Consider the following 14,652-nt stretch of genomic DNA (forward strand, 5'->3'; position numbering starts at 1 on the left):
CAGGCGGCGAGAGAGAAACGATGGATAACGAAGCGATGCGCGTGCGTGGTTACCTGGCCGAGCAGGGCAAGCGGGCGCTTGCACTGTTGCTGTGCTGCACGATCACCTGGACATCGTTTCCGGCATGGGCGCAGGTTGCGCCAACCGCCAACCCTGGAGGGCAAACGCCAGGCCAGCAGGTTGCTGCCAATGGCGTGCCGGTGGTGGACATCGTCGCGCCCAATGCACGCGGCATTTCGCACAACCGCTACAGCAACTTCAATGTCGGCCCGAATGGGTTGATCCTCAACAACAGTGCGCAGATCTCCAAGACCGAGCTGGGCGGTTACGTTGCCGGCAACAACAACCTGCAGCGTAGCGGTGCCGCGTCGCTGATCCTCAACGAAGTCACCTCGGCCAGCAGCCGCCTGCAGGGCTATACCGAAATCGCCGGTGCGAAAGCGCAGTTGGTGATCGCCAACCCCAACGGCATTTCCTGCGATGGCTGCGGCTTTCTCAATACCTCGCGCGTCACCCTGACCACCGGCACACCGAACCTGGGTAGCGATGGTGCGTTGAACGGTTTCAGCATCACCGGCGGTGCGCTGAGCATCGGTCGCAACGGTCTGGACGCATTCAATGTGGATCGCCTGGATCTGTTGTCGCGTCAGCTCAGTGTAGACGGCTCGATCTGGACCAAGGAGCTGGTCGCCGCCGCTGGTGCCGGACGGGTGAGCTACGACGGCATGCTGCTGGACGTCCTGCCAGGTGCCGACGGCGGCCTTCCTGCGATCGGTATCGATGTGGCGCAATTGGGCGGCATGTATGCCGAACGCATTCGCCTGATCGCCACCGAAGCCGGCGTCGGCGTGGTGAGCCGCGGCACATTGGCTGCGCAAAGTGGCGATCTGCAGATCGACAGCGCAGGGCAAGTGAGCCTGGGAGGCACCACCGTCGCGCGGGATGCTGTGAATGTGCGTGCCACCGGCGCGCTCGATCAGCGTGGAGTGCTTGGCTCGCAACAAGGCGACGTGTCCCTGCGTGCTGCAAGCATGACGCTTGCAGGCGACCTGGTGGCCGCCGGTGCACTGGATGCGCAAGCCGGTGGTGGGGTGACCCATGTTGGCCGCAGTAGCGCGGGGTCGATCCGTCTGTTCGGCTCGGAATTGAATGCCGATGGCAGCCTGCACGCCGCCGGCGCCCTGGATCTAGGCGCCGATGGGCTCTTGCGCAGTGGTGGCGTGGCCTATGGCGGCGCGAGCGCGAATCTGCGCGCAGCGCAGATTGCGTTGTCCGGTACCTTGCAGAGCGGCGCGACGATTGCACTGAACGCCAATACCGTCGACGCACTGGGCACGCTGGATGCGGCAACTGCGCTGCAGATCAACGGCAATGGCAACGTGCGTGTGGCTGGATTGGCGCAAGCCGGGCAGGGGGCTGATGTGCGCGCGGGTGGGCGCCTGGAACTGCAGGGAAAGCTGATCGCAGCCGATGCGCTTGCATTGAACGCAGCGTCGATCGACATCGCACAGCGCGCTGCGGTGTCTGCAGGCAACGATCTGGACCTGCGTAGCGCCGGTGCAGTCAACAACGCAGGCAGTGCGTATGCCGGCCGCGATCTGCGGCTACAGGCTGCCAACCTCACCACTGCGGGTAGCCTGTCTGCGACACGCGATGCGCAAGTGGTGGCTACCGGCCAGCTGCTCAACAGCGGCACCGTTGTCGCAGGCGACGCATTGACTGTGGACGCTGCGCAACTGGCAAGCAGCGGCGATATCGGCAGCCAGCGTGGCGATGCCACGCTGCGCAGTCGCGGCAATCTGCGCCTGAGCGGCAATACCGTCGCAGGCGGCGCATTAGCAATGGATGCCGCAAGCGGCGCCCAGGTGTCTGGTACCGTGAACGCGGCCAGCGTCGACTTACGTAGCGGCGGTGATGCCAGCTTCTCCGGCACGCTGCAGAGCACGCGTGGCGCGCTGACGGTTGTCGTGGCAGGTGAGCTTGCAAGCGATGCCGTCGTACGTTCGGCAGGCGCGCTCGATCTGCAGGCCGATGGCGCGCTGCATCAGCGCGGCCAACTGCACAGCGATGGCGCGTTGCAACTGCGTGGCGGCAGTGTCGCCCACGACGGCGTCATCGATGCTGGCGGCGACCTGCGCATCGCCAGCGCTGGGGCGTTGGCATTGGACGGCACCGTGCAGAGCGCAGGCAGTACTACCTTGCAAGCGGTCGGCGCGCTGGATAACAGCGCAAAGGTGATCGCTGCTGGTCCACTGGAGGTGGATGCGGCCAGCCTGCGCAACGCGCAAGGCGCGGCATTCTCGTCTGGCGCCGATGCGCAGCTGCGTACTGGCGGCGTGCTTGAGAATGCCGGCAGCCTGTACGCTGCCAACGCATTGCAAATCAATGCCGATTCCTTCACCCAGGGTGGAAGCGTCAGCTCCGGCAACACGCTTTCCGCAACGGTTGTCGACACGTTCGACAATACCGGCAATGTGGTGGCCCGCAATGCGCTGCAGATCGATGCTAGTCACTTGCGCAGCAGTGGCCAGCTGGGCAGCGAAGCTGCAGGCGTCGTATTGGGCAGCCAGGGCGATATCGCATTGCAAGGTGTGGTGGCTGCCGCAACCAACTTGCAGGCCACCGCCGCGGGCGATCTTCAGCAAGCCGGCTCGCTGAAGGCGCAATCGCTGGCGTTGCGTGCCGGTCACGACCTCACCGCGAGCGGCACGCTGCAATCTGCCTCGACTTTTGACCTACAGGCGCAACGAGCATTGACCTTCGCTGCGCAAGGCCAGGCTGGTGGCGACATCGGCATGCGCGCTGCCACGCTGACGACAAGCCAGGATGCGGTGTTGCAGGGCGCCGGTGCGATTGCATTGGATAGTGGCACGATTTCTAGCCGCGGCAAGCTCGATGCAGGCAGCGGTCTGCGTGTGCGTAGCCTGGGCGACCTGACGCTGGCGGGCGTTGCGCAGGGCAGCGGCGATGTTGAGCTGACGGCTACCGGGGCGCTGACCAATGCAGCGCAGGTCTTCGCCGGGCGCACCTTGACCGCGCAGGCACATAGCCTGGAGAACACCGCTGCCGGCGTATTGGCGGGCGATGGGGATGTGGCACTCACCGCGGCAGCACAGTTGAACAACGCCGGCCGCGTGCAGGCAGCCGGCGACCTGCAGATGACGGCGGCAAGTCTCGATCAGAGTGGCAGTGCATCTGCCGGCAGGATCTTGCACGGCACAGTCGCCGGCACGCTGGATAACCGCGGCAACCTGATCGCCAGGGACGCGCTGCAGATCGATGCAGGCACGTTGCGCAGCAGCGGCCAATTGGGCAGCGAGCTGGCCAGTGTTGCGTTAAGCAGCCAGGGCGCGATGCAGCTGGACGGTGTGGTCGCCGCCGCGACTGCCTTGCAGGCATCGGCTGGCGGCGACCTGCAGCAAGCTGGCTCGCTCAAGGCGCAGTCGATTGCCTTGCAGGCCGGGCAAGACCTCACTGCCAATGGCAGCCTGCAGTCTGCATCCACGCTGGATCTGCAGGCACGACGCACGCTTGCATTGAACGGCCAGGCATCCAGTGCTGCCAATGCCACGCTCAATGGTGCAAGCATCACGACCAGCGCTGCGGCGATGCTGCAGGGCGGTGCGTCGATCAGCTTAGCAGGCGACAGCATCGATAGCCGTGGCGCGCTCGATGCAGCGAATGATCTGACTCTACGCAGTGGCGGCGACTTGATGCTGGGCGGCGTAGCGCAGGCCGGCCGCGACATTGCGCTGACCGCAGCAGGTAACTTGAACAACGGTGCCCAAGTGATCGCCGCGCGCGATCTGAGCGTGCAGGCTGCCAGTGCCATGAACGCGTCCGATGCAACCCTGGGCGCCAAGCGCGATCTGCGTGTCGATGTTGCCGGGGTATTGGACAATCATGGCAGCCTGCATGGAGAGCAAGGCCTTTCGCTCAATAGCGGGTCGCTGCTGCAGCGCGGTCGTGTCTATAGCGGCGACGCGCTGTCGATCGCCACTACCGGCGCATTCGAGAATGCAGGCCAGTTGGTCTCAGGCAAGGATCTGAGCATCACGGCCGGCAGCATTGTCAGTAATGGCCAGCTGGGCTCGGTGACCGGCGCGCTGACACTGGCCAGCCAGAACGACATCGCGTTGCAGGGCGTGGTATCTGCCGCGACCACGCTGCAAGCCGCTGCAGGGGGCGACCTTTCACAGGCAGGGACGCTCAGCGCACAGACCGTCGCGCTGCAGGCCGGCCGTGATCTCGTTGCCGGCGGCACCCTGCAATCGGCTTCCACGCTGGCCTTGCAGGCACAGCGCACGCTGAGCTTGAACGGTCAGGCGCAGGCCGGTACAGATGCCGCCCTGCATGGCAACAGTATCGTGATCGGTCGCGATGCAGTGCTGAAAAGCGGTGGCGCCATCACCCTGGACGGCGCTGCAATCGACAGCCGTGGCACGCTGGATGCTGGCACTGACCTTGCGGTACGCAGCGCCGGCGATCTTTCCCTGGCGGGTGCTGCGCAAGCCAATCGCGATGTCGTGCTAAGCGCCAGCGGTGCCTTCGGCAACGCCAGCCAGGTCTTCGCGGGCCGCGACCTCTCGCTACAGGCAGGTTCGATCAACAATGCAGCAGCTGGTGCACTTGCCGCAGCGGGGGACATCACGCTGGCGACAGGTGCACTGCAGAACGCCGGTAGCCTGCAGAGCGGCGGCGATTTGCGTATCACCGCAGCCAGCATGGACCAGAGCGGCACTGCCGTGGCCGCCAAGGCCTTGACCGCCACGGTCACCGGCACATTGGATAACCGCGGCAGTCTCATCGCCAAGGATGCAGTGCTGGTGGAAGCGGACACGTTGCGTAGCAGCGGCCAGCTCGGCAGCGAAGCGGCGGACGTGACGTTGACCAGCCAGGGCGATATGACCTTGCAGGGCGTGGTCGCAGCAGCCACCACGCTGCACGCCACCGCAGGCGGCGATCTGCAACAGGCCGGTTCGCTCAAGGCGCAGTCCGTCGCGCTGCAGGCCGGGCGCGATCTCTCTGCCGCAGGCACGCTGCAATCGGCATCGCAGCTGGATCTGCAGGCACAACGCGGACTCACGTTGAACGGCCAGGCGGTGTCCGCAGCGAACGCAACCCTGCGTGGCGCGCAGATCGCGACCGGGCAAGCGGCAGTGCTGCAAAGCGGCGCCGCGATCAGCCTTGACGGCGCAGCGATCGACAGCCGTGGTGCACTCGCTGCCGCCACCGACATCAATCTACGCAGCACCGGCGATCTGGCGGTTGCCGGTGTGGTGCAGTCAGACCGCAACGTGGTGCTGAGCGCAACCGGTGCGTTGACCAACGCCGCGCAGGTCGCGGCCGGTGGCAGTCTGACTGCGACTGCTGCCAGTGCGAGTAACGCCGCGACGGGCGTGCTGCTTGCGCAAGGCGATGCCACGCTGTCCATTGCTGGCCTGCTCGACAACGCCGGTGCCGTGCGCGCCGGCAACCAACTTTCGCTTGGTGTCGGATCGCTACGCCAGACCGGTCAGGCCTATGGCCTGCAGCGGCTTGGCGTTACCGCCAACGGTGCAGTGGATAACCGCGGCGATCTGATCGGCGGCGAAGGTTTGCGTGTGGAAGCAGGGCAGCTGAGCAGTAGTGGCCAGTTAGGCAGCGAGCGTGGCGATGTGGCATTGATCAGTCGTGGCAACCTGCAGCTCGATGGCCGCTTGGCCTCAGCAGGGGCGCTCACGGCACAGGCCGATGGTGCGCTGACGCAAAGCGGCAATCTGAGCGCGGCCAGCACACTCGACCTGCGCTCCAAAGGCGACCTGACGGTTGCCGGGCAGGTCGCGGGTCAACAACTCACGCTGGTCAGTGATGCGCTCGTACGCCAGCAGGGCACGGTCAGCGGGACGACCGTCGCTGTGCAAGGTGCGCGCATCGACAACGCCGGGCAAACCACCGCAGCGGGCAATCTAAGCCTTCGCGCAGGCGAGATCGGCATCACCGGTGCGGTGGGTGCCGGCATTAACGCAGACGGCAGCCTGGGTAGCGGAAGCACGCTCAGCCTGCTTGCCGATCGTCAGCTCACTGCCTCCGGCACACTGCTGGCAGGCGGTAATCTCACCGCGCAGGGCAGTCAGCTGCAGTTGGCTGGCACCACCACGCGTGCCACCGGCAATGTCGCACTCTCTACTGGCGGTAGCCTCGATCATCGTGGCGGCAACCTGCTCGCGGGCGGAACGCTCACCGTGCAGGCCGCCGGCGCTATCGACAATGGCCGCCTCAACACTGTCGGCGGGCAACTTCAGGCTAACCAGCTGAGTATCGACGGCGGCAGCCTCAGCAATGTCGGCGGTGGTCTGGTGCAGAGCGGCGCGGGTGCGACGCGCGTGGTGATTGGGGGTGCCATCGACAACACCACCGGCACGCTGGCCAGTAACGGTCAGGATCTGACCATCACCGCTGCCAGCATTGAAAATGCGCAGGGCCGTATCGAGCATGCCGGCGCAGGCACGCTATCGGTGACCAGCGGCGGTGCACTCGGCAACGGCGGCGGACGCATCCTGACGCAGGGCCAGTTGACACTCGGCGCCAGCGGCGCCCTGAACAACCAGAATGGCGCCATCGCTGCGGCAGGCGACGCAGGCGTGAGCGCAGCCAGTCTCAATAATCTGGCCGGCTCGGTGTCGGCCCGGGCATTGAACGTGCAAACCAGCGGCACGGTCGATAACCGTAACGGTCTGCTTCAGGCCAGCGGCGGTGCATTGACCTTGCGTGCCGACAGCCTCAGCAATGCTGGCGGTACCGTGCAGGCGATTGCCAATGCGGGCGTGGGCGGGGGGCTACGCGTTGAATTGAACCGCGGTCTGGACAATGGCAATGGCACGATCGGTGCCAGTACCGATGCCGTGATCACTGCAGAAAACATCAGTAGTGCCGGCGGCAATCTGCAGGCCGGCCGCGACCTCGGCATCACTGCACGGGGCCAGTTGGACAATCATCAAGCCGGCAAGCTCAGCGCCGGCCGTGATCTGAATGTGGCGGTCACCGGTGCCTTGCTCAACAGCGGTGGCCAGCTCGATGCGGGCAACACCTTGACTGCATCCGCTGGACGGATCGACAACACCCAAGGCAGCATCGTCAACAATGGCGGTGGCCTGACCCGCATCACCACCGGCGGCGCATTAACTAACACCAACGGCAATCTGGGTGGGCGCGGCAGTGTGGTGATCGATGCGGCCAGCATCGCCAACACGAGCGGCCAGTTGGTGGCAGGCGGCGACCTGATCGCCAATACCAATGCCTTGAACAACCAGGGCGGCAGCGTTTATGCCGGCGCCAACTTCCTGTTGCAGCGCGCAGGTGCCACGCTCGATAACCAGAACGGCAAGATCAAGGCCGAGCAATCGGTTCGCCTGAATCTGCAAAACCTGAGCAATGCCGGTGGCCAGATTGGCGCAGGCAGCGTCACCGGCGGTGCCGGCGATGTGGTCATCGACACGGTCGGTTTCGACGGTGGCGGCAGTATTCTCGCGCAAAACCTACTGGATCTGACCCTGCGCAGCGATTACACGCACCGCGCCGGCGACGACCTGGTCAGCAACGGCAATTTCAACCTGCGTGTGGGTGGCAACCTGGTCAACGAGTCCACGCTCAAGGCGGCGCGCACACTCGATATCATCGCCAGCAGCATCACCAACCGCGGCGGCGCCAACATCGTCTCCAACGATACCCGCCTCAACGGCGGCAACGTCATCGACAACGCCGGCAGCATTTCCGGCAACGGGGCGTTGTCGCTTGTTGCCAACAGCGTCTACAACACCGGCAGCATCGTCGGCGGCAATGTCTCGGTGAATACCGGTACGTTGGTCAATGGCGCAGATTTTGGCGGTGCGACGGGCAACGCTGCCTACGGTTCGGCATTGCTCGGCTCCACCGGCAATATGAACCTGATCGTGCGCGATCAGCTGCTCAATCGCGATGCGCGCATCTTCAGCTTGGGCAATATCGCCATCGGTGGTGCGCAGGATGGTGGTGGCACATTGGTAGCCCGGACCGGGATGGTGAATAACCTCTCGGGTAGTATTGAGGCTGATGGCAGTATTTTGATTGCGGCCCAGCAGCTCAATAATCGGCGTCGCGTGATTAACACCACCAGCGTCTCTACCGATCCCGGCAACGACGGCGTGTATTCGGGTGGTGAACTCATCCAAGGCAAAGCGATTAGGAACCTCCAGGGAGCCCGGGCACCTTATCCTTACAAGGGGCTCGCGCCGGGAATTTATCGCAACTATCAGGTCATTCAACAGGAGCAATTGTCTTCGGCAAGCGCTGAGGGACGCATCGCGGCGGGCGGGAACATCCTGTTGTCGGGAAGCGTCACGAATGATGCCTCGACAATCGCTGCGGCAGGCCTGTTCGCTGCCAACCAGCGAGGTCTTGGCGGACTCTCGGATGGGATGATCTTGGGAAGCGAGCAGCTGCTCAACCAAGCGCTGGCCTTGAATCAAACGGTTCGACAAAGCGATGTGGAACATATCGTCACCGCGATCACCAATGACTGTATGCAGCCTGTTGGGCAGAAGGTCGTTTGTTATTACGAAGAAGAAGACCAGAGGCTGAGCTCCTCAGCGACCAATAGCAGCTATATCGCCCTAGGCGCCAGCATGACCGGCAACCAAGGCGTCAGCATCAATGGCGCCAATATCAGCAACGGCGCTGTCGGAAGCGATGGTCGCGTTATCAGTGGCGCTGCACTGCGTGGTGTAGGCGCACAAGGTGGCTTGAATGGTCGCACCGCGCAAAGCGCCGGTGGAGTGGGCGGCCAGGCAGTGGGCGGCCGTGCCAACGGCGGCGCGAGCAGTATCCAAGTTGCCACTGGCACCAGCGGCAGCGCAGGCACGCACGTCGGCGCCAACACGCAGGACGCCACGCTGGCCACATCGGGCGGCATCGTCAAGATGTCGGTCGCACCGGTCATGTCCAACGACCGCGGCCTGGTGCGCAGCAGCGTCGATCAGGCGACTGTGCAGACCACCGCCGCCGGTACCGGTGTCACGACGGGCGCGAACGCAACCCGTACGCGCGTCGACCCCGCCAGCATCCCCGTCACCAATATCGTCGGCGGCGGTCAGACCTCGCTGACGCAGATCGATCTTCCTATCGGCGGCTTGTATCGCCTGTCCAGTGGCACGGTCACCGACCGCACGGCGATGGGCCGCGCAGCAATCGGCCTGGGTGGCATCAACGCGTGGCGCAGCAACGGCCCGGGCCGTCGCTACCTGATCGAGACCGATCCGCGCTTCGTCAACTACGACAACTTCATCAGCAGCGATTTCCTGCTGGACAAGCTGGGCGTGGACCCGGAGTGGACCCAGACCCGCCTGGGCGACGGCTTCTATGAGCAGCGGCTGGTGCTGGACCAGATCACCCAGCTCACCGGTCGTCGCTATCTGGGCAATTACGCCGATGGCGTGGCGCAATACCGCGCCTTGCTGGAGTCCGGCGTGGCCGCTGCAGGCCAGCTGCAGCTGAGCATGGGCGTGGGCCTGACTGCCGCCCAGGCCGCTGCACTGACGCAGGACATCGTGTGGATGGTGGAGCAGGAGTACCAGGGCCAGACCGTGCTGGTGCCGGTGGTCTACCTGGCTTCGAACTCGCTGCAGCTACGTGGCAGCGGCGCCTTGATTGCCGGCGGCAGCGTCGAGCTCAACGCCACCAACGCCATGAGCAACCAGGGCGTCATCGCCGGTGCCGATGTCAGCATCACCGCCGGCAACCTGCTCAACCAGGGCCGTATCAGCGGCACCGGCACCGTGGCATTGGAAGCGCGCAACGACCTGCTCAACCAGGGCCAAATCGAGGGGCGCGATGTGGGGCTGGCGGCCGGCAACAATCTGGTCAGCGAAGCGTCCAAGGCCATCAATGGCGTCGGCATCCTGTCGGGCATCACTGCCAGCAACACCTTGCAACTGATGGCCGGCAATGACATGACGTTGACCGGCACCCGTGTGCAGGCCGGTGGCAGCGCAGCGTTGATCGCCGGCAACAACCTCAGCCTCACGCCCAGCGCCTTGCGTGACGACAACGGCCTGCTGCGCGGCGGCGACGCCGTGTCGGTGACCACAGGTAAGGATCTGATCGTCTCCGCAGGCAACGACCTGCAATTGCACGGCGTGACAATCGCCGCTGGCGGTAGCGCGGCACTTCAGGCAGGCAACAACCTGTCGCTGACGCCGACCGCCAGTCTGGACGGAAAGGTCGCCACCCGCACCAGCATCAGCACCGGCGACAGCCTGCAACTCAACGCGGGCAACGACCTGACCATCCGGCAGGCCGAGGTGAAGGCAGGCGGCGATCTGATCGCCGCAGCGGGCAACAACCTCAACGTCGAGTCCGTGCTCAACGAGACCGAGACCAATAGCTACAACTCGCGCAACGGCAAAACCCGCGTCACCACCACCACAGCCACGCAGACCATCGACCAGCAGGCGCTCACCGCTGGCGGCAACCTGATCCTCAGCGCCGGCAATGACGTCAATCTGGTCGCTGCCAAGCTTGATGCAGGCAAGGGCTTGGGCGTCAGCGCCGGCAACGACATCAACGCCAGCACCCTGACCACGGTGGACACCAGCGATGTCCTGGAAACGCGCAAGCGTTTCAGGCAGACCACCAGCACCCGCGATGAAACCGTCCACGGCACCGAATTCAGTGCCGGCGGCAACCTCGCCATGCAGGCGGGCAACGACATCACCCTCACCGCCGCATCGGCCGCCATCAAGGAAGGCGGCATCACCCTGGCCGCCGGCAACGACGTCAACCTGCTCGCCGCCAGCGAGCAGCACGATGCCGTGCAGGACATGACCAAGAAGAAGAAGGGCACGTTCAGTAGCAAGACGACGACAACGCATGACGAGTGGCACGACAACGTCGCGGTCACCACCACGCTCAGTGGCGACACGGTACAGATCGCGGCAGGTAATGATCTGCTGTCGCAAGGCGCACAGGTCGCCAGCACCGGCGATGTGGTGTTGGCCGCTGGCAACAACCTCACGCTGGACACGGTGCAGAACACGCACAGCGAGGAACACGAAAAGACAGTCAAGAAGTCCGGCCTGTATGGCGGTGGTGGATTTAGCGTCGCCTTGGGCGTGACCAAGAAGACCGATGGATTGGATGTCACCGAGGTCACCAACACCGGCAGCCTGGTCGGCAGCACGGATGGCTCGGTGACGATGACGGCCGGCAACAAGGTCGCCATCACAGGTAGCGAGGTGCTGAGTGCCACCAGCACCACCATCGTGGGCAAGGAAGTCACGATTGCGGCGGCAGAAAACACCGTGGACACGGTGCAGACGTCCAAGCAGCAGAGTGCAGGCATTACCTTGGGGTTGACTGGTGGGGCTGTAGATGCCGCGCAGGCGATCTACGGCGCTGTCAAGCGTGGCTCGGAGGTCGAAGACGATCGCCTGAAGGCGCTCTACGCCGCCAAGGCAGGTTACGCGGTCAGCGACACAGTGGGCTTGGTCGGCAATGGCCTGAAGGGCTACGACGGCCAGGCGGTTGCCGGCAACATGACCAAGACCGGCGCCGCCGCTGCGGATGGCGCACAAGGTGCAGCCAATGCGGCGGGCGTGAGCTTGCGCCTTGGCATCGGCGCCAGCAGCTCGTCGAGCAAGACGACCACGCACGAGGAAACCACCGGCGGTAGCCGCATCCTCAGCAACGGCGATATCACCATCGCCGCGACCGGGGGCGACCTCAACGTCATCGGCAGCAAGATTGCTGGTGAAAACGTGGCCCTGGCCGCTGCAAACAATCTCAACCTGCTGAGCAACAAGGAAACCAATACCACCAAATCGGAGAACAAGAACGCTGGCGGCGAGATCGGTGTCAGCGTCGGTGCGACGACTGGCTACTATCTGACAGTGTCTGCAGGCAAGGGCAGCGCCAAGGGCAATAGCGATTTGCGCGCGGAAAGCGTAGTCACTGCCAACGACACGTTGACATTGGTGAGCGGTAACGATACTACGATCCAGGGCGCGCAAGCTGTCGGCAACAAGGTCCTAGCCAGTGTCGGCGGCGATCTGCTGATTAAGAGCGAGCAGGACACCAATGAGTACAAAAGCAAACAACAGCAGGGCAGTCTGACCCTGGCGACCGGCTCGGGCAGCGGCGGTAGCTACAGTCAGCAGAAGGTCAACAGCAGCTATACCAGCGTGACCGAGCAGAGCGGCATCCAAGCCGGCAATGGGGGCTTCGACATTAAGGTGGGCGGCAACACGGCCTTGGTCGGCGGTGCCATTGCAAGTGCGGCCGATGCCAGCCTCAATCGGCTGTCTACCGACAGCTTGACGGTCGAGGATCTGCAGAACAAGGCGGAGTACAAGACCAGCGGCGTCTCGGTGGCTGGCGGCACGGGCAGCAGCATGGCCAGCATGGCCATCGGTACCGGGCTGAGCATGCTGGGCAACGCCAGCGACAGCTCGAGCAGCACGACCAAGAGCGACATCGCGGCCGGCACGATCCAGATCCGCAATGGCGACGAGTCCGCGCTGGCAGGATTGGATCGCAATGCAACCGAGTTGCAACAGTCCGGGCTGAAGGAGATCTTCGATCAGAAGAAGATCGAAGATCAGAAAGAGCTGATGGGGCTGGCTGGGGAGATTGGATTCCGTGCAGCGGGTGATATCGCCGGCAGTATGCAAGAGCGTGCGGCATTGGACCTTGCCTCAGCAAGAGCCACCGGGGACAAAGCTGCGGAAGCAGATGCATTAGCTCGTAAAAATAGCTGGAGTGACGGAGGAGTAAACAAAGTTTTGTTGCATGGCCTGACAGGTGCAGCCGTCGCTGCACTGGGAGGAGAGAGTACACTTAGTGGTGCCATCTCGGCTGCAGGCTCTGAGAGAGCCAAGCAGGTCATGGCTGATTATTTGGTCAGTCAACATATTGACCCCGATAGCGAGACGTTTAATAGCCTGATGGAGGCCGGTAGTGCAGCCATAGGCGGTGTTTTAGGTGGTGCACCAGGCGCAGCCATCGCAGTTGCGGGTGATCGGTTTAATCGTCAGCTGCACCCATCTGAGGTGAAGTTTTTAAAGAGTGATGAGGTTGTCCAGGAATACATTGAATACATGGCAAAAAATGGCCTCGTCCTCACGGAAGATGACGCGCGTGTCAGGTTAAACACATATGCCGCTTCAAAAGAAGACGAGAACTGGGCTGCATTGAATGGCACGGATACCCTTACTGAAAGTTTCCTTTCTAGTGAGTCGCAAGGTCGCTATTACACGGATTCGATGGGGAATCGCCACGCCTTCTTTCAAAGTACTGACCAGGAGTGGAAGGATCCAACGGTCAATCTGAATGCGCTTTATGGATCAAGATTTGATTCGTCGATAAAGAACTATATCGATGATATTCGTAGTCCTAACCATGCGCCCACTCAAGCAAATAAGGAACTGCTATTCCGAGGGACGATCCTTGGGTACGACGCTGCTGATAAGCAAGCGAGCTTTGGGGGTGACCTCATTTCCATTGGGAAAGGGATGCTTCTGGGGATAGGCTCTATTGCCTTCAGCGGATATAGCGATCAGATCGGACCCTATGATGAGCTTGCGCTGAAGAACAACTATCAACTCCTGTTGAAAGATCAAGGGCGTTGGGCGGAAGCCGGCTATGTAGAAGGCATTGATTGGGCGACGACTCAACGCCAGATGTGGGCAGGCATCGTCGTTGGGGAAGCGGGTGGCTTGGTCGGTAGCCAGTTCACAAGTATCATCCGGAATTCCATAAAGAATGCGGATCTAGAAAGTAAGGCGCTATCGACGAGGGTGTCAGCTGCTTCTGCAGATGCTGATAGTGAAGCAGGGGCGCCGCCCGCGGTGCGTTCTAATGGTGAAGCAAATATTGCGAACGGTGCAAAGCTACGCTCTGACCTCGCGAATAAAGAGCTTAGCTCGATTGCTGATCAAGATATTCGGTTGAAGGAGGCGATGATTGGAAGTGGGACCAGTAACCCGAATTTTGGTATCGGAACCGCAAATGCCCAGGAAGCAAATCGGTTAGGTATGACTTGGGTTGGCGATGGTGCGAGGCCCTTGTCCGACGGATCGGGATGGATTAGTGCTGATGGTACGAGAGTTTATAGGCCGCCCGCAGCTAAGCCTAAATCAAAAGAAGCTGTGACAGGGATTCAAGCAAATTTTGAACGATATGAAATAGATTCATACGGAAAAAAGAGTAGGATATCCAATGGGCATCTGGATATATATAAGGAATAAATAAATTATGAAGGCTAGATTGTTTGGGCTCCATTCAGACAACTGGGATCTTAAAAATGAGCAACCTGATGACCCAGGGTGCTTTAGTGAGGAGCTGAGGGCAGTAATTGGTCCAGAAGATTTTGAGGGTGGGGATAATTTCTTTATTGAGGTGTGCACGCCCGGCTGGATAAAGAAGAGGCATTATGGACCTACGTGGGGGAGATTTATGCTGATTGTTGAGAATTACGACTATGATGAAATACGTGAATTTATCTCCGAATATGTAGGAAGTTTTGAGGGCGCGGAATGGAATGAAATTGCAATAAAATTGTCTCGCGTAATGTCATGGGAATTCGAGGATTACGTTCATTCTGAAAAAAATAATAATTCGTGAGATTCCTTCAAGTCCCGA

The 14,652-nt window shown here is 62.1% G+C and carries 2 protein-coding genes; both read left to right on the forward strand.

Annotated elements, in window-relative coordinates:
* The first annotated feature begins 20 nt into the window (after window positions 1-20).
* On the forward strand, window positions 21-14,258 hold the full coding sequence (locus HLH45_RS13835; protein WP_228996742.1) for a two-partner secretion domain-containing protein: 14,238 nt from the start codon (window positions 21-23) through the stop codon (window positions 14,256-14,258).
* A 7-nt stretch (window positions 14,259-14,265) separates the two neighbouring features.
* The gene (locus HLH45_RS13840; protein ID WP_008576064.1) at window positions 14,266-14,634 is read left to right on the forward strand and encodes an Imm8 family immunity protein; all 369 of its coding nucleotides are present in this window, start codon (window positions 14,266-14,268) and stop codon (window positions 14,632-14,634) included.
* Window positions 14,635-14,652: the final 18 nt, after the last annotated feature.

It is taken from the genome of Xanthomonas euvesicatoria (assembly GCF_013112235.1).
Classification (GTDB): domain Bacteria; phylum Pseudomonadota; class Gammaproteobacteria; order Xanthomonadales; family Xanthomonadaceae; genus Xanthomonas; species Xanthomonas euvesicatoria.